The sequence below is a fragment of the Variovorax beijingensis genome (assembly GCF_007828835.1).
Classification (GTDB): Bacteria; Pseudomonadota; Gammaproteobacteria; order Burkholderiales; family Burkholderiaceae_C; genus Variovorax; species Variovorax beijingensis_A.
This window is the reverse complement of the sequence record NZ_VIVL01000011.1, coordinates 96,842-117,459: the sequence shown is the minus strand read 5'-3', so window position 1 is coordinate 117,459 and position 20,618 is coordinate 96,842. Positions and strand designations below refer to the sequence as shown.

Here is a 20,618-nt window from a genome sequence, read left to right as displayed (position 1 = left end):
GATAGAGGAATCATCAATGAGCAAAATTCTCGCAGTCATGATCGCTGGCCTGTTCGCCGCTGGCGCCTACGCCCAGAACCCCACCGGCACCACGCCCGAGCAAGGGAACGCCACCAACAGCAAGCCGCAAGCGCGCGCTGAAGCCAAGAAGGAAGCCAAGCCCGCCGGTCAAGTGGCTGCTCCCGCTGGCGACATCGCCAAGACGCCCGAAGGCGGCGCAGTCGGTGCCGACAAGGCTGCAGCAGCTGGCGAAAAGCGCGCCAGCACGCGCGACCAGCGCCGCCGCAACAAGGACGGCAGCGTGAAGCGCAAGTCGACCCAAGGCGGCACCCCGCAGTAAGTCGGCCCAGGCCGTACGAAAAAGCGCTCCGAGGAGCGCTTTTTTTTCGCTTGCGGCAACGATTCGGCTGTCAACCGGCATGAGCGACTGCCGCGTTGAATGGTCACCTTCCGAAGGGAGGTAGTCCATATCAACAATCTCAAAGGATGTCTCATGAACAAGCTGCTCGCAGCCCTCGTCGCCGGTCTCTTCGCAGCCGGCGCTTTTGCGCAAACTCCGCCCGCACCCGCACCGGCCGCTCCTGCCGCCGTTCACAAGGCAAAGCCGATGAAGCACGCCGTCAAGAAGCACAAGGTTCGCCACGTGGCCAAGGCGCACGCGGCTGCAGCCAAGAAGGTGTAAGCTTCCACGCTCACCGGCAATGCCCGCATCAGCGGGCATTTTTATTGGCCCGGCGTCCTTGGACCCTGCCCTGAAAGAAGCTCCGATGTTCCAGCGTTTTGCCGCCCTGCTCCTGCTTGCCACCTCCCTGATGGGCTCCGCGCTGGCCCAGCAGCAGCCCCAGACCGATCTGCAACGCACGCAGCTGTCCGTTGGCCTGTACAAGATCGATGCGCAAGTCGCACAGACGCCCCGGCAGCGGGAAATCGGCCTGATGTTCCGCAAGGAGATGCCGCAGGCCGAAGGCATGATCTTCGTTTTCGACCAGCCGGCCACCCAGTGCTTCTGGATGCGCAACACGCTGCTGCCGCTGACCGCCGCCTTCGTGGCGGACGATGGCCGCATCGTCAACCTGGTCGACATGCAGCCCATGACCGAGAACTCCCACTGCTCCGAGGAGCCTGTGCGCTTCGTGCTCGAGATGAACCAAGGCTGGTTCGCCAAGAAGAACATCAAGAAGGGCGCCAGGCTCGGCGGCGAACTGTTCGCCGCTTCGAAGCGCTGAGCACCCGCCTTCCTCCGGCCCACGAAAAAGCCGACCCTGGGGTCGGCTTTTTCATTGGGAGAACCCGGTTCAGCCGAAGTTCTTTGCCGCGAAGTCCCAGTTCACCAGCTTGGCCAGGAAGGTCTCGACGAACTTCGGGCGCAGGTTGCGGTAGTCGATGTAGTAGGCGTGCTCCCAGACGTCCACCGTCAGCACCGGGGTGTCGCCGGTGGTCAGCGGCGTGCCCGCGGCGCCCATGTTCACGATGTCCAGCGAGCCGTCGGCCTTCTTCACCAGCCAGGTCCAGCCCGAACCGAAGTTGCCCACGGCCGACTTCACGAACGCTTCCTTGAAGGCGTCGTAGCTGCCCCACTTGGCATCGATGGCCTTGGCCAATGCGCCCGTGGGAGCACCGCCGCCCTGGGGCTTCATGCAGCTCCAGAAGAAGGTGTGGTTCCAGATCTGGGCGGCGTTGTTGTAGATGCCGCCGCTGGATTTCTTGACGATTTCCTCAAGGGGCATCGATTCGAACTCGGTGCCCTTTTGCAGGTTGTTGAGGTTCACCACGTAGGCGTTGTGGTGCTTGCCGTAGTGGTACTCGAGCGTTTCCTTCGAGTACTCGGGTGCCAGCGCGTCAAGAGCGTATGGCAGGGGTGGGAGCACATGTTCCATGGGTTTTTCTCGTGGGTTGGTTGTGGGGAATAAAGGATTCTAGAAAGGAATTACGCGCCCGGCGTCGGACGTGTTCCCGTTTTGCCGGGCGTCACGGTCAGGTCGACCGAACCATCGGCGAGCCGCGCGACCACGGCGTCGCCCGGGCTCAGCTTCTTGGCGCTGACGATCGCGCGGCCCTCAGGATCGGTGAGCCAGGTATAGCCGCGCTGGAGCACCAGCGCAGGATCGAGCAACCGCAGGCGCAGGGCGGCACGTTCCAGCCGCTCGCGCCGCTGCGCCATCGCGCGCTCGAGCTTGAGCGGGAAATCGGAGGCAATCGTGCGCGGCACCTGGGCAAGGCGCTCGGCCCTGGACAGCAGCGCATAGCGCAGCCGCTGCGAATGGTGAGCGAGCCGCAGCTGCTGGCGCGCCACCAGTCCGGAGGGCCGGCCCAGGCGCGCTGCCGCCTGGTCGAGGCGCTGCCCCAGAATGTCGAGGCGCGCCCCCAGCGCACTGTCGAGCCGGTCATTCAGAAGATCGATCGCACCAAGCCACATCGCCTGGGGCGCGCTGACGAGCTCCGCCGCGGCCGTGGGCGTGGGCGCGCGCAGGTCGGCGCAGAAGTCGGCAATGGTGAAGTCGGTTTCGTGGCCAACGCCGCAGATCAGCGGAACCGGGCTTTGGACGATGGTGCGCGCCAGGGTTTCGTCGTTGAAGGCCCAGAGATCCTCGATGGAGCCGCCGCCGCGCACCAGCAGGATCACGTCAACGGCCGGCTCCAGTGTGTACAGCGATTGCAGCGCGCGCACGAGTTCCGCCGGTGCATTGGCGCCCTGCACCGCGGCCGGCGCCAGGACCACGGGGATGTGCGGCACACGGCGCCGCAGCGCCGTGACCACGTCGTGCAGCGCCGCGGCGCCAAGCGAGGTGACGAGCCCGACTGCACGCGGCATGACCGGCAGCGCGCGCTTGCGCTCCGGATCGAAGAGCCCTTCGGCCTCGAGCCGCGCCTTGCGTTGCAGGAATTGCTCGAACAGCGCCCCCTGGCCGGCGCGCTGCAGGCTTTCGACCACCAGTTGCAGGTCGCCGCGCGGTTCGTACACCGCAAGGCGCCCGCGCACTTCGACCTGGTCGCCGTCGCGCGGCGAAAAATCGAGCAGGCCCGCAGCGCGCCGGAACATTGCGCAGCGCAGCTGGCCGGACGAATCCTTGAGCGCGAAGTAACAGTGTCCGCTCGACGCGCGCGAGAAGCCGGAAATCTCGCCGCGCACGGCGACCGGATTGAAGCGCGCATCGAGCGCGTCGGCCACTGCCCGGCACAGCGCGCCGACAGCCCAGATCCGCGGGCCCGGCGTTGGATTCGCGTCACGCAGGTTCACAGGACGCCCGCCCGGTCGGCGGCCACTCTTCCACAGTGGGTTGCCCGACCTCGGTGCCGCAGCCTCGATACGGAACAGGTGCACGGTTTGTCGTGCAAGCTGTTGATTTCATTGAAAAAAGAACTGCTCAAAATTCGATCGATCTAGCGGGAGGCCCGTCCCATGCGGGTCCGGACAAGTTGCGCAGCGGGTTAATCACAAAGTTATCCACAGAATCTGTGCGTCTTCGCTGACATGCAAACAAGCCGCGTAGCGATGGTGGCCTCGGTGGATAATCGCCGCGCATTTGCAGTCTACGGGGCCGGAGGATTCCTTGTTTTCCATCATAGTTGCCGCGGGCTGGCCGATCTGGCCATTGCTCGCCTGTTCGATCATCGCGCTCGCCTTGGTTATCGAACGTTTCACAAGCCTCAAAACCGTGAGGGTCCTGCCGCCCAAGCTGCTCGACGAAGCCATTACCGTGTCGCACGGCGCGGTGCCGGGGCCCGACGTGGTGACCAAGCTTGAGCGCAACTCGATGCTCGGACAGGTGCTGGCCGCCGGCCTGCGGGCGCTCAATGCCAATCCGCGCTGCACCGAGGACGACCTGCGCGCGGCCATGGAGGCTTCGGGCCGCACCGTGGCGCACAAGCTGGAGCGCTACCTGCCGGCGCTGGCCACCATTGCATCGGCGGCGCCGCTGCTCGGCCTGCTGGGCACGGTCATCGGCATGATCGAGATCTTCGGGTCGCAGTCGCCCGGCAGCGGCGCGGTGGGCTCGGGGAATCCCGCGCAGCTGGCGCATGGCATTTCGATCGCCCTCTACAACACGGCTTTCGGCCTGATCGTGGCCATTCCGACCCTGATCTTCTGGCGCTATTTCCGCAGCCGGGTCGACGAATACCTGCTCAACCTGGAACTGTCGGGCGAGCGCTTCGCGCGTCACCTGAACGCTTTGCGGAAATGATGGGCTTCGCATCGCTTGCCGCTACCTGTGCCGCGCTGCCCGGCGGAGACTTGCCGTGACCCGCGGCCGCATGCAGTTTCGCCATGGCGCGCGCGATGAGCCGGAGATCAACCTGATCCCGTTCATCGACGTGCTGCTGGTCATCCTGATCTTCCTGATGCTGTCGACCACCTACAGCAAATTCACCGAAATGCAGCTTCGGCTGCCGACGGCGGACGTGGATTCGCAGCGCGACTATCCCAAGGAAGTGATCGTGGCGGTCTCCGCCGACGGCCGCTACTCGATCAACAAGAAGCCCGTGGCCGACCGCAACGTGGACACCGTGGCTGCCGCGCTGGGCGCGGCCGCCACAGGCGGCAAGGACAGCGTGGTCATCATCAGCGCCGACGCCAGCAGCCCGCACCAGGCCGTGATCACGGTGATGGAAGCCGCTCGCCGCGTGGGCCTGGTGCAGATCACTTTCGCAGCCCAGTCGTCGGCGCAAACAGGGCACTGAGTGCCGTCGCAGGGCCGCAGCACCACCGGCACCACCGGCCCGATCGCTGTGCCGGCCTCGCGGCTGCAGCGCGCCTGGCTGGATCGCGGCGTCCTCGCCTGCCTGCTGTGGCCCCTGTCGCTGGTCTACGCAGCGCTTTTCGGGCTGCGGCGCTGGCTCTACCGGAAGGGATGGCGCACGACCGGACGCGTCCGCGTGCCGGTGATCGTGGTTGGCAACCTGATTGCCGGGGGCGCAGGCAAGACCCCGGTCGTGATGGCGGTCGTGCGGCACCTGCAGGCCCGCGGGTTGCAGGTTGGCGTGGTGTCGCGCGGCTACGGCCGCCGCACCGGCGACTGCCGCGAAGTGCTCGCCGAGAGCAGCGCTGCCGACGCCGGCGATGAACCGCTGCTGATTCGCCGTGCCACCGGCGCGCCGGTGTTCGTGGCGCGGCGCCGCATCGAGGCTGCGCGCGCCCTGCTCGCCCGGTACCCGGCCACGCAGGTCATCGTGAGCGACGACGGGCTGCAGCACCTGGCGCTGGCGCGCGACATCGAGATCTGCGTGTTCGACGACCGCGGCGTGGGCAACGGCTGGCGGCTGCCCGCAGGCCCGCTGCGCGAGCGCTGGCCGCGCCCTTGCGACCTGGTGCTCCACAGCGGAGAACATCCCGCCTTCAAGGGCGGCTACACCGCCACCCGTGCACTTGCACAAAACGCCGTGGCCAGCGACGGCAAACGCACGCCGCTCGAGACACTGGCCGGCGAACCGCTGATCGCGCTGGCGGCCATTGCGCGGCCCGAAGCATTCTTCGGCATGCTGCGGGCGCGCGGGCTGACGCTTTCCGAGACGATCGCCCTGCCGGACCACCACGATTTCGAAGGGTGGCAGCGCCCCGCCGGGACCGGGCAGCGCCTCGTCTGCACCGAAAAAGACGCCGTCAAGCTGTGGCCCAGGGCGCCCGACGTGCTGGCGGTGCCGCTGGACTTCACACCCTCGCCGGAATTCTTCGCGGCGCTCGACGCAAAGCTATCATCGCTCGATGGATACCAAGCTGCTTGAACTGCTCGTCTGCCCCGTCACCAAGGGCCCGCTGACCTGGAACCCGGAGAAGCAGGAACTCTGCTCGCGCAGCGCGCGCCTGGCCTATCCGGTGCGCGACGGCATCCCCGTGCTGCTCGAGAACGAAGCGCGCACGCTGTCCGACGAAGAGCTGGGGCTGTGAGCGCCGCGCCGGGCCGCCCCAAGCAAGCTCGCTCCCGCCTGGCGGGAAGGCGCGCAGCGCCAAGGGTGCATCAATGAGCTTCACTGTCCTGGTGCCGGCCCGGCTGGCTTCGACGCGGCTGCCCAACAAGCCGCTGGCCGACATCGCTGGCCTGCCCATGGTGGTGCGCGTGGCCCGGCGTGCCGGCCAATCCGCCGCCGCGCGCGTGGTGGTGGCAGGCGACGACGCGGCCATCGTCGAGGCGTGCGCAAGGCATGGCGTGGAAGCCATCCTGACCCGCCAGGACCACCCGAGCGGCTCTGACCGCCTGGCCGAAGCCTGCGAACAACTGGGGCTGGACGGCAACGACATCGTCGTCAACGTCCAGGGCGACGAGCCGCTGATCGACCCCGCGCTGATCGACGCCGTCGCATCCGCGCTGGCCGCACATCCGGAAGCCGCCATGAGCACGGCGGCCCACGAGATCGACTCGCTCGACGACTTCCTGAACCCGAACGTGGTGAAGGTGGTGCTCGATGCACAAGGCAACGCGCTGTACTTCAGCCGCGCGCCCATTCCATGGTGGCGCGACGGTTCCGCCAATGGCGCGCCACCCTCCGTGCTGCCCGCACCGGCTCCGCTGCGGCACATCGGCATCTACGGCTACCGCGCCGGCTTCGTGCGCAGCTTTCCTTCGCTGGCACCTGCGCCCGTCGAGGCCACCGAAGCGCTCGAACAGCTGCGTGCGCTGTGGCACGGGCATCGCATTGCGGTGCACGTCAGCCATGTCGCACCCGGGCCCGGCGTCGATACCCCCGCGGACCTCGAGCGCGTGCGCGCGGTCTTCGCCGCCGAACCGGCGCGCTAAAAAGTGCGCTGCCGCAAGCGTGGCAGCGGAAATTCTTCACGCGCTCGCATGCTATCCTCGACGCAACTCCGCCTTGCCCCGCTCCCGGGCTGACGCTTGGCGCGACACAAGATCGAAGAACCCTCCGAGGACACCATGAGACTAATTTTGCTGGGCGCGCCCGGGGCGGGCAAAGGCACGCAAGCAGCCTTCATCTGCCAGAAATACGGCATCCCTCAAATTTCGACCGGCGACATGCTGCGCGCCGCCGTCAAGGCCGGCACCCCGCTCGGACAGCAGGCCAAGGCCGTCATGGAGTCCGGTGGGCTCGTGAGCGACGACCTGATCATCAACCTCGTGAAGGAACGCATCGCGCAGCCCGATTGCGCCAGCGGCTTCCTGTTCGACGGCTTCCCCCGCACCATTCCCCAGGCCGACGCCATGAAGGCGGCTGGCGTCAAGCTCGACTACGTGCTCGAAATCGACGTGCCGTTCAGCGACATCATCGAACGCATGAGCGGCCGCCGTTCACATCCTGCGTCGGGCCGCACCTACCACGTCAAGTTCAATCCGCCCAAAGTGGAAGGCAAGGACGACGTCACGGGCGAAGACCTGATCCAGCGCAAGGACGACGAGGAAGAAACCGTGCGCAAGCGGCTCGAGGTCTACAGCCAGCAGACGCGTCCGCTGGTCGACTACTACTCGGCCTGGGCCAAGGCCGATCCGGCTTCGGCGCCGAAGTACCGCGCGATCCAGGGCGTGGGCAGCGTCGAAGAGATCAAGCAGCGCGCACTCGCGGCCCTCAGCAGCTGAGCCTCCTCGGCTGCCCGCGGCCGCCGCTCAGGCGGCCGCCGTTTCCATCAGTTCCAGCATCAGCGCGATGCGCGCCTTGACGGGCGTGAGCGCACCGGCGTCCCGCAGCGGATCGCCGGGCTTGGGCAGGATGCGTCCGTTCGCGCAACGGGTGGCACGCAGCACTGCCACGCCCGCGGCCTGCGCCCGCAGCGCCGCCGCCTCGAGCGCATGGTGCACCGTGCCATTGCCGGTTGCGGCCACGACCAGTCCGCGGATCGGTTCGGCAGCGCCCGATGCGCGCTCCTGCAGCAGCAGGTCGACGAGCGCGCCGCTTGCGCCCGCATGGCTGGTGACGATCTCCACGCGCGGCCAGCGCACCTCCGCCCCTGCCTTCGCTTCAGGAAGCTTCGCGGCCCCGCCCGCCGCCTGCGGCCAGTCGCGCAGGCGCCGCACCGCGCCCTCTTCCACATAGCCGATCGGCCCGGCATCGCCCGATGAAAACGCGTCCGGCCGGTAGGTGTGCACCTTCTGCACATCGAGCGCGCCGTGGATGGCACCCGCGCAGACCACCGTCACACCGTGCGCCGCCGATGTGGCCGCGACGGCGATGGCATCGCGCAGATTCTGCGGACCGTCGGGCGAGAGCGAGCTGGCCGGGCGCATGGCGCAGGTCAGCACCACGGGCTTGCCGGACGCAAGCGCCGCCTGGAGGAAGAAAGCCGTTTCCTCGATGGTGTCGGTGCCGTGCGTGATCACCACGCCCGCCACGTCGGCCTCGGCCAGCCAGAACGTGCAGCGCGTGGCGAGCTGCAGCCAGACGTCGAAAGCCATGTCCTTGCTGTCGAGCTGCGCCACCTGCTCCGCCACGAGCGCCACGCCTGCGGGCGCATCGATGCCGCCGAGCAGGTCCGCCACGCCCACCTCTCCAGCGGTGTAGCCAATGTTGTCGGCACCGCTCGCGGCCCGGCCTGCAATGGTGCCGCCGGTGCCCAGGACCACGATGCGCCGCAGGCCGGAGGAAGGGGAATTAACCATGGGTTGCCAACTTTTAAAAACTGGTTAAAAATACAGGTACTGGATATTCAGCCAGTGCCGCAAGGAACCACATATGCAGTTCGCCGTGAAGCTTACCGCCCGCCAGCAGCAGATCCTGGACTTGATCCAGAGCGCCATTGCCCGTACCGGCGCGCCGCCCACGCGGGCCGAAATCGCCAATGAGCTGGGTTTCAAGTCGGCCAATGCCGCCGAGGAGCACCTGCAGGCGCTGGCCCGCAAGGGCGTGATCGAACTTGTCAGCGGCACTTCGCGCGGCATCCGGCTCAAGGGCGATGCGCTGCGCTCGCTCAACGAGACGCGCCACCGCGAAGGCGGCCAATTCTCGCTCTCGCTGCCCGGCATGTCGCAGCTCGCGCTGCCTCTGATCGGCCGCGTGGCGGCGGGCTCGCCCATCCTCGCGCAGGAACACGTCGACCAGACCTATTACGTCGAGAACACGCTGTTCCAGCGCCAGCCCGACTACCTGCTCAAGGTGCGCGGCATGTCCATGCGCGACGCCGGCATCATGGACGGCGACCTGCTCGCGGTCCAGGCCACCAAAGAAGCGCGCAACGGCCAGATCGTGGTGGCGCGCCTGGGTGACGAAGTCACGGTCAAGCGCCTCAAGCGCAACAAGCAGGTCATCGAGCTGCATGCTGAAAACCCTGACTACCCGACCATCGTGGTCCAGCCCGGCGAGCCCTTCGAAATCGAAGGCCTGGCGGTGGGCCTGATCCGCAACACCATGCTGATGTAGGCCTTCGCGGCCTGCCGAAAGCAGCAACCCATCCGGCCGCAACAGGTGGCGGGCGTATGGCGCTTTGTCGCCATCACCCTGTTGCGTCCATTCAAAGAAATCCTGCCTGTGTTCAACCTCAGACTTTTTTGGAGTTCACATGGGAATCGCCCTCCTCGCCATCGCTGATTTGTGGATGCCGCTGCAATCGCTTGCAAGCCGGCTGTTGCCGGCACGCCGCCCGGCGCGGCGCGACACCGGCAGCAGCTCCGCCGGGTTGCGCTACGTCGCGGTCCGGCCGGCCTGCGCGGCCCGCGACCACGCGGCAACCCCCAAAGCGGCGCCGGCGCCCGTGCGGCCGCTGCGCGTCATCCGCGTGGTCGACGGCCCGCAGGGCGAAAGACGCAACACCAACCGCATGGTGATTTCGGGCCGCATGGCCGACGTCTGCGCCGAGCTCGACCGGCTGGCGGCACTCGAGGCGATGGAAACCATCAGCCCCGCGCCCCGCTCCACCCAGTTGCACTGAACCCGTGCACCCCGGTGACCACTGCCCGGGGTGGGTATCCAAACGTTCACACGCGCGTCACGCCAATGCTGCGAGGCACAATGGCACGCCATGAACATTGTGATCCTCGACGATTACCAGGACGCCGTGCGCAAGCTGCGCTGCGCCGCCAAGCTGGACGCGTACGCAGCCAAGGTCTACACCAACACGGTCAAGGGCATCGGGCAGCTTTCGGTCAGGCTGAAGGATGCCGACGTGATCGTGCTGATCCGCGAGCGCACCCAGATCTCCCGCCAGCTGATCGAAAAGCTCCCCAAGCTCAAGCTCATTTCGCAGACCGGACGCGTCGGCGGCCATATCGACGTCACGGCCTGCACGGAGCGCGGCGTGGCGGTGGCCGAGGGCACCGGCTCGCCCCAGGCGCCTGCCGAGCTGACCTGGGCGCTGATCATGGCGGCCATGCGCCGCCTGCCGCAGTACATCAGCAACCTCAAACACGGGGCCTGGCAGCAGTCGGGGCTCAAGTCGGCCTCCATGCCGCCCAATTTCGGGCTGGGCTCGGTGCTCAAGGGCAAGACGCTCTGCATCTGGGGCTACGGCCGCATCGGCCAGCTGGTGGCGCGCTACGGGCAGGCCTTCGGCATGCAGGTGGTGATCTGGGGGCGCGAGGCAAGCTGCGCCAAGGCGCGGTCCGACGGCTTCCAGGTGGCGCAGAACCGCCACGAGTTCTTCGCCGCGGCCGACGTGCTGTCGGTGCATCTGCGGCTCAACGAGGAAACCAACGGCCTGGTCAAGCTCGAAGACCTTTCGCGCATGAAGCCGACGGCGCTCTTCGTCAACACCTCGCGCGCCGAACTGGTCGAGGCCGATGCACTCCTCGCTGCGCTCAACCGCGGCCGGCCCGGACTGGCGGCGGTCGACGTGTTCGAGAGCGAGCCGCCGCTGCAGGGCCATGCGCTGCTGCGGCTGGAGAACTGCATCTGCACGCCGCACATCGGCTATGTCGAGCAGGACAGCTACGAAAGCTACTTCGGCCAGGCTTTCGACAATGTCGTGAGCTTCATCAAGGGCAATCCCACCAACATCGTGAACCCCGGCGCGCTGCAGGTTCGCCGGTGATTCCATGAGCCGCCGGGCCGCCCCGGGGCGGAGACCGCAGCCGAAGGCGAAGGTTCTTCAGTGAGCCGGCCCGCGCCGCGTGGCGCACTGTGGGCCTTGCTGGCCGGCAATTTCGTGATCGGCACGGGCGTGATGGTGGTGCCGGGCACGCTCAACGAAATCAGCGCGTCGCTGTCTGTCTCGGTGGCGACTGCGGGCCAGTTGATCACGGTCGCCGCGGTCGTGATGTGCCTGGGCGCGCCGCTGCTCGCGGCAGCGGTCGCAGGCTGGGACCGCCGCCGGCTGCTCGCCCTCACCCTGCTCTGGTACGCGGCCGGGCACGCCGCTGCGGCGCTGATGCCGAGCTTCGGCGCCCTGCTGCCGGTGCGCATGCTCACGGTGGTAGCGCCTGCGATCTTCACGCCCCAGGCCGCGGCCTGCGCCGGCATGCTGGTGCCGCCGGAGCATCGCGGCCGCGCCGTGACCTTCGTCTTTCTGGGCTGGTCGCTGGCCTCGGTGCTCGGCCTGCCTATCGGTGCGCTGGTGGGCGGCCATCTCGGCTGGCGCATGGCCTTCGGTGCGATTGCACTGCTCAGCGTCGCGAGCGCGGCATCGGTCTGGCTGACCCTGCCGCAGGGGATTCGCCCCGCGGCGCTGACGGCAGCCGCCTGGGCGGGCGTGCTGCGCAGCCCGGTGCTGATGGGCATCGTCTCGGTCACGGCGCTGCAGGGCGCCGGCCAGTTCGTGCTGTTCAGCTATTTCGGGCCGATCCTGAAGCGGGACTTCGGCGCAGATCCCACCATGCTGAGCCTGATGTGGGCGCTGTTCGGCGTATTCGGCCTCGCGGGCAACATGCTCGTGAGCCGGTTCATCGACCGCGTGGGCGCGGGCCGCATGGTGCTCCTGACGAGTTCGCTGATTGCGCTGAGCCTCTTCCTGTGGCCATGGGCCGGCACGCTGCCGTGGCTGGCGGCGGTGCTCGTGCCTTGGGGCCTGGGCTGCTTCGCGACCAATTCGGCGCAGCAGGCAAGGCTGGTCGGGCTGGCCCCCGCGCTCGCGCCGGGCTCGGTGGCGCTGAACAGTTCCGGCATCTATGTCGGCCAGGCGGTGGGCGCCGGCCTGGGTGGATGGCTTCTTGCCAACGACGCGGTGGCATGGATGAACTGGGCCGGTTTTGCCCTGCTGCTCGCGGCCATCGGCCTGAGTGTGGCCATCGACCGCAGCCGCCGGCCGGCCTGACAGCGCGGCCCCGCGTAAAACCCGGCATGGCCCGGCGGCCGATGGCTGCAAAATCGAAGGCTGCGCAAAACTCCGGGCCCGGTGCCTGCAAGCGGACCCGGACGCCCACCAACCAGCGAAGATCTTTTTTCAATGACAGTCAACTACACCCGGATCGGCGTCGTCGGCGCCGGCGCCATGGGCCGAGGCATCGCACAGATCGCAGCCCAGGCCGGCAGCGAAGTGCTGCTGCTCGACAGTTTTGCAGGTGCCGCCGAACGCGGACGCGAAGCCCTCGCGGCCCAATGGAACAAGCTGCACGAGAAGGGCAAGATCGACGCCGCGGCGCGCGATGCGCAGATCGCGCGCGTGAAGGCGGTCGACTCGGTCGGGGCGCTGGCCCAGTGCGACCTGGTGATCGAAGCGGTGGTCGAAGATCTCGAGGTCAAGCGCAAGCTGTTCCGCGAGCTCGAAACAGTGGTCGCACCCACGGCCGCGCTGGCCACCAACACCTCGTCGCTGTCGGTCACGGCCATCGCGGCCGGGCTCGCGCATCCGGAGCGCGTGGCGGGCTTTCACTTCTTCAACCCGGTGCCGCTGATGAAAGTGGTCGAGGTGGTGGCCGGCTTCAAGACTTCGGCCGAGGTCTGCAAGCAGCTCGCAGGCTATGCGGTGCAGATGGGCCACAGCGCCGTGCAGGCGCAGGACACGCCGGGCTTCATCGTCAACCACGCGGGCCGCGGCTATGGCACGGAAGCGCTGCGCATCGTGGGCGAAGGCGTGGCCGATTTCGCCACCATCGACCGCATCCTGAAGGAGCAGGCGGGCTTTCGCCTGGGGCCTTTCGAGTTGCTGGACCTGACCGCGCTCGACGTGTCGCATCCCGTGATGGAATCGATCTATCACCAGTACTACGAGGAGCCGCGCTTCCGGCCCAGCGTGGTCACCGCCCAACGGCTTGCCGCCGGCGTGCTGGGCCGCAAGACCAATGAGGGCTTCTACCGCTACAACGACGGCGTGATGCAGCAGCCTGCGGAGCCGGCGCCGCCGGTGGTGGCGGCGATGCCCTCGGTCTGGGTCTCGCCCCGCGCCGCGCGGCGGGCCGAGCTGCTGCGGCTGGTGAACGCGCTGGGCGCGCAGATCGACAGCGGCGCCACGGCGGCGCCCACGTCGCTGATCCTGGTGGCCCCGCTGGGCTTCGACGTGACCACGGTGGCCGCTGTCGAGCGCCTGGACGCCACGCGCACGATGGGCATCGACATGTTGATCGACGATGCCGCCACCAGGCGCCGCGTGCTCGCCACCAACCCCGCCACGCGGCGCGACATCCGCGATGCGGCGCATGCGCTCTTCGCGCGCGATGGCAAGGCCGTGAGCGTGATCCGCGACAGCGGCGGCTTCGTGACGCAGCGCGTGATCGGCACCATCGTGAACATTGCCGCCGACATGTGCCAGCAGCGCGTCTGCTCGCCGGCCGACCTCGAAACCGCGGTGCAGCTGGGCCTGGGCTATCCGCGCGGCCCGCTGGCCATGGGCAACCTGTACGGCCCGACCAACATGCTCGAAGTGCTGTTCAACCTGCAGACCGTCTACGGCGATCCGCGCTATCGCCCGAGCCCGTGGCTGCGCCGCCGCGGCGCGATCGGCCTGAGCCTGCTGCACGAAGAAGAATAAGCAGATCAACACCAAAAAACGAAAGCATCACAGCGATGACCGCCGAACTGAAGAGCACCAGCGAGGGACGCACCATGGTGCTGACGATCGCCAACCCGACCCAGCGCAACGCACTGGGCCCCGAGATCTACGCCGCCGGCATCGAGGCGCTCAACGGCGCCGAGAGCAGCGACGAAATCCGCAGCGTCGTCATCGTGGGCGAAGGCGCATGGTTCTGTGCCGGTGGCTCGCTGCAGCGGCTGTCCGACAACCGGCAGCGCGACCCTTCCGTGCAGGCCGAAAGTATCGAAGGGCTGCACAACTGGATCGACTCGATCCGCGCCTTTCCCAAGCCCATCATCGCAGCGGTGGAAGGCGCGGCTGCAGGCGCCGGTTTCTCGCTGGCCCTGGCCTGCGATTTCGTGGTGGCCGCGCGCGACGCCGTCTTTGCGGCGTCCTACAGCAACGTGGCGCTCTCGCCCGATGGCGGCCTGAGCTGGCAGCTGGGCCGTGCATTGCCGCGCCAACTCGCCAGCGAGTGGCTGATGTGCGGCGAGCGCATCGGCGCGCCGCGGCTGCATGCGCTCGGGCTGGTCAATGAACTGAGCGAGCACGGCCAGGCGCTTGCAAGCGCCCTGGCGCTGGCGGCCCGGCTCAATGAGCGTGCGCCCAATTCGCTGGCCAGCATCAAGGAACTGCTCAGCGAAGCGCCCGGCGCCACCTTTGCGTTGCAGCTCTCGCAGGAGCGCGACCACTTCGTGCGCAACCTGCACCACCCGAATGCGGGCATCGGCATTGCCGCGTTCATCGAGAAGAAACCACCGCACTACGAGTAGCGGCACGCCGTCGCTCCTGCGACACCCTCCAGTTTTTCAGTCGCCGACAGGACAGACCAATGGACGACCCCATTCTTACCATCGAAGAACGTGAAGCGATCAACAGCGGTCGCTGGTTTTCTTCTCTTTCTCCATCGCTACGGCACGACATTCTCCGATGCGCTTTCGTCAAACGCTTCAAGGACGGCGACCTGATCGCTGCCCGCGGCGATCCTCCCGACCACTGGATCGCCTGCGCCAAGGGCGCGGTGCGCGTCAGCTCGACGGCCGTCTCGGGCAAGCAGGTAACGCTGACCTACGTGGAGCCGGGCATCTGGTTCGGCGACGTGGCGATGTTCGACGGGGACCGGCGCACGCACGACGCCTATGCGCATGGGGACACCACCATCCTGTGCGTGGCGCGGGCCGACTTCCAGAAGATCCTGGCTGCGCACGTGGAGCTGTACGAAGCGCTGATGCGGCTGCAGGCGCGCCGCATCCGCACGCTGTTCGGGCTGGTGGAAGACCTCAACACCCTGCCCCTGCGCGCACGACTGGCCAAGCAGCTCATCCACCTGGTGCGCAGCTACGGCGTGCCCAACCTGGAAGACGGCAGCCAGATGCGCATCGGCCTGCAGCTCGCGCAGGAAGAACTCGCCCAGTTGCTCGGCGCGTCGCGCCAGCGAGTCAACCAGGAACTCAAGACCATGGAACGCGAGGGCACCATCCGCATCGAGCCGGGCGGCCTGGTCGTATTGGATCGCGCAGCGCTGATGCGCGTCTCGGAAGCAGATCATTGACATGAGCCAGGACTTCTCCAACTTCATCGGCACCCGTGCGGTCTCGCAGCAGCATGCCTTCGACGTCGAAGCGCTCGCAGCGTGGCTGGCGAAGAACCTCGACGGCTTCCAGGGCCCGCTGACGGTCGAGATGTTCAAGGGTGGCCAATCGAATCCGACCTACAAGCTCGTTACGCCCACGCAAAGCTACGTGATGCGCGCCAAGCCCGGCCCCGTTGCCAAGCTGCTGCCCTCGGCCCATGCCGTGGAGCGCGAATTCAAGGTCATGAGCGGCCTGGCCGGCACCGACGTGCCGGTGCCCCGCATGCACTGCCTGTGCGAGGACGAAGCCGTGATCGGCCGCGCCTTCTACGTGATGGAATTCATGCAGGGCCGCGTGCTGTGGGACCAGTCGCTACCCGGCATGGACAACGCCGGGCGCACGGCCATCTACGACGAGATGAACCGCGTCATCGCGGCGCTGCACACGGTCGACTTCGCTGCGCGCGGCCTCGCCGACTACGGCAAGCCCGGCAACTACTTCGAGCGCCAGATCGGCCGATGGAGCAAGCAGTACAAGGCCTCGGCCGATGGCGCCGGCGAACTCTCGCGGCCCATCGAGGCCATGGAGCGGCTGATCGACTGGCTGCCCGCGCACATGCCGGCGAGCGCGCGCGACGAAAGCAAGATCTCGATCGTCCACGGCGACTACCGCCTCGACAACGTGATGTTCCATGCCACCGAGCCGCGGATCATCGCGGTGCTCGACTGGGAGCTCTCCACGCTGGGCCATCCGCTGGCGGACTTCAGCTATCACTGCATGTCGTGGCACATGCCCCCCACGACGGGGCGCGGCATCGGCGGCGTGGATGTCGCAGCACTGGGCATTCCCACCGAGAGCGAATACATCCGCCGCTACTGCGAGCGCACGCGCATCACCACGCCCGAGGCGCTGGCGCCCGACTGGAATTTCTACCAGGCCTACAACCTCTTTCGCATGGCCGCGATCCTGCAAGGCATTGCCAAGCGAGTCGAGGCAGGCACCGCATCGAGCGAGCAGGCCGTGGCCTCGGCCCGCGGCGCGCGCCCCATGGCCGAAATGGCCTGGCAGTTTGCCCAAAAGGCGTAACCGCCCCCCACACCCCACCAGGAGACAGACGATGGACTTCGAATACTCGGCAAAAACCAAGGAGCTCCAGAAGCGCGTGAGCGCATTCATGGACGCGCACATCTATCCGGCCGAAGCCGAGTATTCCGCCGAGCTGGCCGCCAACACGGCCGCGGGCAAGCGCTGGACCGCGCTCAAGACCGTCGAGAAGCTCAAGGAAAAGGCCAAGGCCCAGGGCCTGTGGAACCTGTTCCTGCCGGTCGACAGCGCAGCCGCCTCGGGCTACGAAGGCGCGGGCCTCACCAACCAGGAATACGCGCCGCTGGCCGAGATCATGGGCCGCGTGCCATGGGCCTCGGAAGCCTTCAACTGCTCGGCACCGGACACCGGCAACATGGAGACCATTGCCCGCTACGGCTCCGAAGCCATCAAGGCGCGCTGGCTCAAGCCGCTGCTCGAAGGCCAGATCCGCTCGGCCTTTGCCATGACCGAGCCCGACGTGGCCTCCAGCGACGCCACCAACATCTCGACCCGCATCGAGCGCCAGGGCGACGAGTACGTGATCAACGGCCGCAAGTGGTGGATCTCGGGCGCCGCCGATCCGCGCTGCGCCGTCTTCATCACCATGGGCAAGAGCGACCCCGATGCGCCGCGGCATTCGCAGCAGAGCATGATCATCGTGCCGGCCGATGCCAAAGGCATCCGCATCGTGCGCCCGCTCAACGTGATGGGCTACGACGACGCGCCGCACGGCCACGTCGAGATGTACTTCGAGAATGTGCGCGTGCCAGCCGACAACATGCTGCTCGGCGAAGGCCGCGGCTTCGAAATCGCCCAGGGCCGCCTCGGCCCCGGACGCATCCACCACTGCATGCGCCTGATCGGCCTGGCCGAGCGCGCGCTCGAGCTGATGTGCAAGCGCGCCTCCTCGCGCGTGGCCTTCGGCAAGACCGTCGCCTCGCAGACCGTCACGCAGGAACGCATCGCCGAAGCACGCTGCAAGATCGACATGGCACGCCTGCTCACGCTCAAGGCCGCATGGCTGATGGACGTGGCCGGCAACAAGGTCGCGAAGAACGAGATCGCGATGATCAAGGTGGTGGCGCCGAGCATGGCCTGCCAGGTGATCGACTGGGCCATGCAGGCGCATGGCGGCGGCGGCATGTGCGACGACTTCCCGCTGGCCTACGCCTACGCCGGAGCCCGCACGCTGCGCTTTGCGGACGGCCCGGACGAAGTGCACCGCAATGCGATCGCCAAGTGGGAGCTGGGCAAGTACGCGCCGAACAAAGGCGATGCCGACATGCCCGTCACGCGCTTCTGATTCGTCTTACCCCCTCTCCCTCCGGGAGAGGGTTGGGGTGAGGGCCGACGGCGCCAACGCGCCCGGCCCTTTTTCTTTTCAGAGCTTCTTCTGCAGAAACACCGCGTGCCCGAACGCCGGATCGAGCTGATAGCCGGCGAACCCCTCGCGCTCGTAGCTGCGCAGCGCTGGCGCATTGCCCGACAGCACCTCGAGCGTGAGCTTGCAGGCGCCGCGCGCGCGGGCCTCCTGCTCCACCCGCGCAAGCATGCGCTGCGCAATGCGCCGGCCGCGATGGCTGGGCAGCACGACGACGTCGTGCACGTTGACCAGCGTCTTGCAGGCGAAGGTCGAAAAGCCCTCGATGCAGTTGACCAGGCCCACGGGCATTGGCCCGTCGTACGCGAGCACGCTGAATGCTTGCGGCCGCGCCGCCAGCGCCGCCGGCAGCCCGGCCAGCACGCCCGCTTCGAGCGGCGTGCCGCCGCCCGCGGGATCGCGTGCATAGGCGTCGAGCAGGTCGACCAGAGCGGCTGCGTGCGCGGCGTCGCGGTAGTCCGCGAGCACAACCTCGATCATCGTCACCGCGCCGGTTCCAGGGTTGCGGCAAGCCGCTTCGCACAGGATTCAGCCTGTTTCGCATCGCGCGCCTCGACCATCACGCGCACCAGCGGTTCGGTGCCGCTCGCGCGGATCAGCACGCGGCCGCTGTCGCCGAGCTCGGCTTCGATGCGCTGCGTTTCGCCAGCCAGCGCATCGTTGTTCTTCCAGTCCTGTCCCGGCGCCAGGCGGACGTTGATCAGCACCTGCGGGAACAGCGTGATCTCCGCGAGCAGCTGCGCCACCGTCTTGCCGCTGCGCACGCAGGCCTGCAGCACCTGCAGCGCGCTCACGATGCCGTCTCCGGTGGTGTGGCGGTCGAGTGCCAGCAGATGGCCCGAGCCCTCGCCGCCCAGGAGCCAGCCGCGCTTTTCGAGTTCCTCGAGCACATAGCGGTCGCCCACCTTGGCGCGCACCAGCTCGATGCCCTGCCCGCGCAGCGCCACCTCGACGGCCTTGTTGGTCATGAGCGTGCCGACCACGCCCGCCGGCTTGTCGCCGCGCGCCATGCGCTCGGCCACCATGAGGTAGAGCAGCTCGTCGCCATTGAACAGCCGCCCGCTGGCGTCGACCAGTTGCAGGCGGTCGGCGTCGCCGTCGAGCGCGATGCCGTAGTCGGCCTTCTGCGCGGTGACGGCTTCGACCAGCGCGGCCGGATGGGTCGCGCCGAAGCCCTTGTTGATGTTGAGGCCGTCGGGTGCACAGCCGATGCTGCTGACCTCGGCGCCCAGTTCGTGGAACACGTTCGGCGCCACCTGGTAGGCCGCACCATGCGCCGCATCGACCACGAGCTTCATGCCGCGCAGGGTCAGGTCGTTGGCGAAGGTGCTCTTGCAGAACTCGATGTAGCGGCCCGGCGCGTCGTTGAGGCGGCGTGCCTTGCCGAGGTTGGCAGAGTCGACCCACACGGGGGGCTCCTCGAGCGCGGCTTCCACCGCAAGCTCCCATGCGTCGTCGAGCTTGGTTCCCTGCGCGCTGAAGAACTTGATGCCGTTGTCGGGATAGGCGTTGTGGCTGGCGCTGATCACCACGCCCAGGCTCGCACGCTGGGCCCGCGTCAGGTACGCCACGCCCGGCGTCGGCAGCGGTCCCAGCAGCACCACGTCGACCCCAGCGGAGTTGAAACCCGACTCCAGTGCGGACTCGAGCATGTAGCCCGAGATGCGCGTGTCCTTGCCGATCAGCACCGTGGGGCGCGCCTCGCTCTTCTTGAGCACGCGGCCCACGGCATGCGCGAGGCGCAGCACGAAATCGGGCGTGATGGGCGACTGGCCGACCGTGCCGCGGATGCCGTCGGTGCCAAAGTATTTGCGGGTCATGGAACTTGTTCTTGTTGTCGAGTGAGTTGTGAATGTGTCTCTTCGGCCTTCATGGCGCGCCATACGGCGATGGCCGCCACGGTGTCGCGCACGTCGTGCACCCGCACGATGGCCGCGCCCCGGTCCACGGCGAGCACCGCCGCCGTCACGCTGGGCACCAGGCGCTCTGCTGCCGCTGGAATACCGGTGACCGTGCCGATCGACGACTTGCGCGACCAGCCCAGCAGCAGCGGATAGCCGGCTTCGAGCAGCTTGCGCTGGCGCGCCAGCAGCGCAAAATTCTGCGCCGCGGTCTTGCCGAAGCCGATGCCCGGGTCCAGCGTGATTCGCGATGGATCGACCTTCAGCGCCCGAAGCTGCGCCACCTGCTCGGCCCAGAACGACAGCACCTCGGGCACCACGTCGCCCTGCATGGGCGCGGTCTGCATGGTTTGCGGGTCCCGATGCATGTGCATCAGGCAGACGCCGCAGGAGGGATGCGCAGCCACCGCCTCACGCGCCCCGGGCTGCCGCAGCGCCCAGACGTCGTTGACGATGTCGGCGCCCAGCTCGAGCACCGCGCGCATCACCTCCGGCTTGTAGGTGTCGATGGACAGCGGCACGTTGAGCTTGACGGCCTCCCGGACCACCGGCAGCACGCGCGCCAGTTCGACATCGAGCGGCACGGCCGGACTGCCGGGGCGGGTAGATTCGCCGCCGATGTCGAGGATGTCGGCGCCCTCCTTCAGCAACTGCTCGCAATGCCGCAGCGCAGCCTCGGCGGACGCATGCGCCCCGCCATCGGAGAAGGAATCGGGCGTGACGTTGACGATGCCCATCACGCGCGGCTGCGCGAGATCGATTGCAAAACGGCCGGCCCGCCAGGCCACCGCGCGGGCCATCGTCATGCGGCACCTTCATCGAAAACGGGGCCCATGGCCCCGTTGGTGTGAAACACCGGA

The 20,618-nt window shown here is 67.7% G+C and carries 25 protein-coding genes; 18 read left to right on the top strand and 7 right to left on the bottom strand.

The annotated features are described in order from the left end of the window. The first annotated feature begins 16 nt into the window (after nt 1-16). The 3 genes from FB547_RS26455 (at nt 17) to FB547_RS26445 (ending at nt 1,226) form a co-directional block, all read left to right on the top strand. Nucleotides 17-340 carry a cell envelope biogenesis protein TolA gene (locus FB547_RS26455; protein WP_145746616.1) on the top strand — a complete coding sequence of 108 codons (324 nt, stop codon included), beginning with the start codon at nt 17-19 and terminating at the stop codon, nt 338-340. 153 nt (nt 341-493) lie between these two features. Next, nucleotides 494-682 carry a hypothetical protein gene (locus FB547_RS26450; RefSeq protein WP_145746615.1) on the top strand — a complete coding sequence of 63 codons (189 nt, stop codon included), beginning with the start codon at nt 494-496 and terminating at the stop codon, nt 680-682. A gap of 85 nt (nt 683-767) precedes the next feature. Continuing rightward, a complete protein-coding gene (locus tag FB547_RS26445; protein WP_145746614.1) occupies nt 768-1,226 on the top strand; it encodes a DUF192 domain-containing protein in 459 nt (152 codons plus the stop codon). 69 nt (nt 1,227-1,295) lie between these two features. Here the strand turns inward: FB547_RS26445 and FB547_RS26440 are convergent, their stop codons facing one another. The 3 genes from FB547_RS26440 to FB547_RS33385 form a co-directional block, all read right to left on the bottom strand. After that, nucleotides 1,296-1,877, bottom strand: a complete 582-nt coding sequence (locus FB547_RS26440; protein ID WP_145746613.1) for a superoxide dismutase — start codon at nt 1,875-1,877, stop codon at nt 1,296-1,298. Between the two features lie 50 nt (nt 1,878-1,927). Beyond that, nucleotides 1,928-3,238 (bottom strand): exodeoxyribonuclease VII large subunit, encoded by a 1,311-nt coding sequence (gene xseA, locus FB547_RS26435; protein ID WP_145746612.1) that lies wholly within the window; start codon nt 3,236-3,238, stop codon nt 1,928-1,930. 195 nt (nt 3,239-3,433) lie between these two features. Beyond that, the gene (locus FB547_RS33385) at nt 3,434-3,613 is read right to left on the bottom strand and encodes a hypothetical protein (RefSeq protein WP_186454258.1); all 180 of its coding nucleotides are present in this window, start codon (nt 3,611-3,613) and stop codon (nt 3,434-3,436) included. On the opposite strand from FB547_RS33385, the gene FB547_RS26430 reads away from it, so the two are divergent. From FB547_RS26430 to adk, 6 genes are all read left to right on the top strand, one after another. Continuing rightward, on the top strand, nt 3,552-4,184 hold the full coding sequence (locus FB547_RS26430; protein WP_145746611.1) for a MotA/TolQ/ExbB proton channel family protein: 633 nt from the start codon (nt 3,552-3,554) through the stop codon (nt 4,182-4,184). The two genes, FB547_RS33385 and FB547_RS26430, sit on opposite strands and share 62 nt — an antisense overlap. A gap of 70 nt (nt 4,185-4,254) precedes the next feature. Continuing rightward, nucleotides 4,255-4,680 carry an ExbD/TolR family protein gene (locus FB547_RS26425; RefSeq protein WP_145746725.1) on the top strand — a complete coding sequence of 142 codons (426 nt, stop codon included), beginning with the start codon at nt 4,255-4,257 and terminating at the stop codon, nt 4,678-4,680. Beyond that, the gene (gene lpxK / locus FB547_RS26420) at nt 4,681-5,721 is read left to right on the top strand and encodes a tetraacyldisaccharide 4'-kinase (protein ID WP_145746610.1); all 1,041 of its coding nucleotides are present in this window, start codon (nt 4,681-4,683) and stop codon (nt 5,719-5,721) included. Continuing rightward, nucleotides 5,702-5,884: a Trm112 family protein gene (locus tag FB547_RS26415; RefSeq protein WP_007836935.1), complete on the top strand. Its 183-nt coding sequence runs from the start codon at nt 5,702-5,704 to the stop codon at nt 5,882-5,884. The genes lpxK and FB547_RS26415 overlap by 20 nt, the downstream gene beginning before the upstream one ends. Before the next feature lie 73 nt (nt 5,885-5,957). After that, nucleotides 5,958-6,731, top strand: a complete 774-nt coding sequence (gene kdsB, locus FB547_RS26410; RefSeq protein WP_145746609.1) for a 3-deoxy-manno-octulosonate cytidylyltransferase — start codon at nt 5,958-5,960, stop codon at nt 6,729-6,731. Nucleotides 6,732-6,866: 135 nt separating this feature from the next. Beyond that, nucleotides 6,867-7,523 (top strand): adenylate kinase, encoded by a 657-nt coding sequence (gene adk / locus FB547_RS26405; protein WP_145746608.1) that lies wholly within the window; start codon nt 6,867-6,869, stop codon nt 7,521-7,523. 27 nt (nt 7,524-7,550) lie between these two features. On the opposite strand, the gene FB547_RS26400 is transcribed toward adk, so the two are convergent. Further along, entirely contained in the window at nt 7,551-8,540 is a 990-nt protein-coding gene (locus FB547_RS26400; RefSeq protein ID WP_145746607.1) for an asparaginase, read from the bottom strand. A 73-nt stretch (nt 8,541-8,613) separates the two neighbouring features. Here FB547_RS26400 and lexA point away from each other — a divergent pair, with 73 nt between their 5' ends. The 9 genes from lexA to FB547_RS26355 all read left to right on the top strand — a co-directional run bounded on the left by lexA (nt 8,614) and on the right by FB547_RS26355 (nt 17,779). Further along, a complete protein-coding gene (lexA, locus tag FB547_RS26395; protein ID WP_018904999.1) occupies nt 8,614-9,297 on the top strand; it encodes a transcriptional repressor LexA in 684 nt (227 codons plus the stop codon). Between the two features lie 139 nt (nt 9,298-9,436). Further along, nucleotides 9,437-9,805 carry a hypothetical protein gene (locus FB547_RS26390; protein ID WP_145746606.1) on the top strand — a complete coding sequence of 123 codons (369 nt, stop codon included), beginning with the start codon at nt 9,437-9,439 and terminating at the stop codon, nt 9,803-9,805. A gap of 90 nt (nt 9,806-9,895) precedes the next feature. Next, nucleotides 9,896-10,903: a D-2-hydroxyacid dehydrogenase family protein gene (locus tag FB547_RS26385; protein WP_145746605.1), complete on the top strand. Its 1,008-nt coding sequence runs from the start codon at nt 9,896-9,898 to the stop codon at nt 10,901-10,903. A gap of 60 nt (nt 10,904-10,963) precedes the next feature. Next, nucleotides 10,964-12,121, top strand: a complete 1,158-nt coding sequence (locus tag FB547_RS26380; protein WP_145746604.1) for an MFS transporter — start codon at nt 10,964-10,966, stop codon at nt 12,119-12,121. A 132-nt stretch (nt 12,122-12,253) separates the two neighbouring features. Next, nucleotides 12,254-13,774 (top strand): 3-hydroxyacyl-CoA dehydrogenase, encoded by a 1,521-nt coding sequence (locus FB547_RS26375; RefSeq protein ID WP_145746603.1) that lies wholly within the window; start codon nt 12,254-12,256, stop codon nt 13,772-13,774. Nucleotides 13,775-13,809: 35 nt separating this feature from the next. After that, complete coding sequence (locus tag FB547_RS26370) at nt 13,810-14,589, top strand: oxepin-CoA hydrolase, alternative type (RefSeq protein WP_145746602.1); 780 nt, start codon at nt 13,810-13,812, stop codon at nt 14,587-14,589. A 59-nt stretch (nt 14,590-14,648) separates the two neighbouring features. Then, entirely contained in the window at nt 14,649-15,368 is a 720-nt protein-coding gene (locus tag FB547_RS26365) for a Crp/Fnr family transcriptional regulator (RefSeq protein WP_012747738.1), read from the top strand. Between the two features lies 1 nt (nt 15,369). Next, nucleotides 15,370-16,476 (top strand): phosphotransferase, encoded by a 1,107-nt coding sequence (locus tag FB547_RS26360; RefSeq protein ID WP_145746601.1) that lies wholly within the window; start codon nt 15,370-15,372, stop codon nt 16,474-16,476. Between the two features lie 31 nt (nt 16,477-16,507). After that, nucleotides 16,508-17,779: an acyl-CoA dehydrogenase family protein gene (locus tag FB547_RS26355; protein WP_145746600.1), complete on the top strand. Its 1,272-nt coding sequence runs from the start codon at nt 16,508-16,510 to the stop codon at nt 17,777-17,779. 78 nt (nt 17,780-17,857) lie between these two features. Here FB547_RS26355 and FB547_RS26350 read toward each other — a convergent pair whose 3' ends face one another. The 3 genes from FB547_RS26350 to folP are packed head-to-tail and all read right to left on the bottom strand — an operon-like array spanning nt 17,858 to nt 20,564. Continuing rightward, nucleotides 17,858-18,337, bottom strand: coding sequence for a GNAT family N-acetyltransferase (locus tag FB547_RS26350; RefSeq protein ID WP_145746724.1), 480 nt, complete (start codon nt 18,335-18,337; stop codon nt 17,858-17,860). Between the two features lie 2 nt (nt 18,338-18,339). After that, nucleotides 18,340-19,677, bottom strand: coding sequence for a phosphoglucosamine mutase (gene glmM, locus FB547_RS26345; RefSeq protein ID WP_145746599.1), 1,338 nt, complete (start codon nt 19,675-19,677; stop codon nt 18,340-18,342). Then, the gene (folP, locus tag FB547_RS26340) at nt 19,674-20,564 is read right to left on the bottom strand and encodes a dihydropteroate synthase (RefSeq protein ID WP_145746598.1); all 891 of its coding nucleotides are present in this window, start codon (nt 20,562-20,564) and stop codon (nt 19,674-19,676) included. The genes glmM and folP overlap by 4 nt, the downstream gene beginning before the upstream one ends. Nucleotides 20,565-20,618 lie beyond the last annotated feature (54 nt).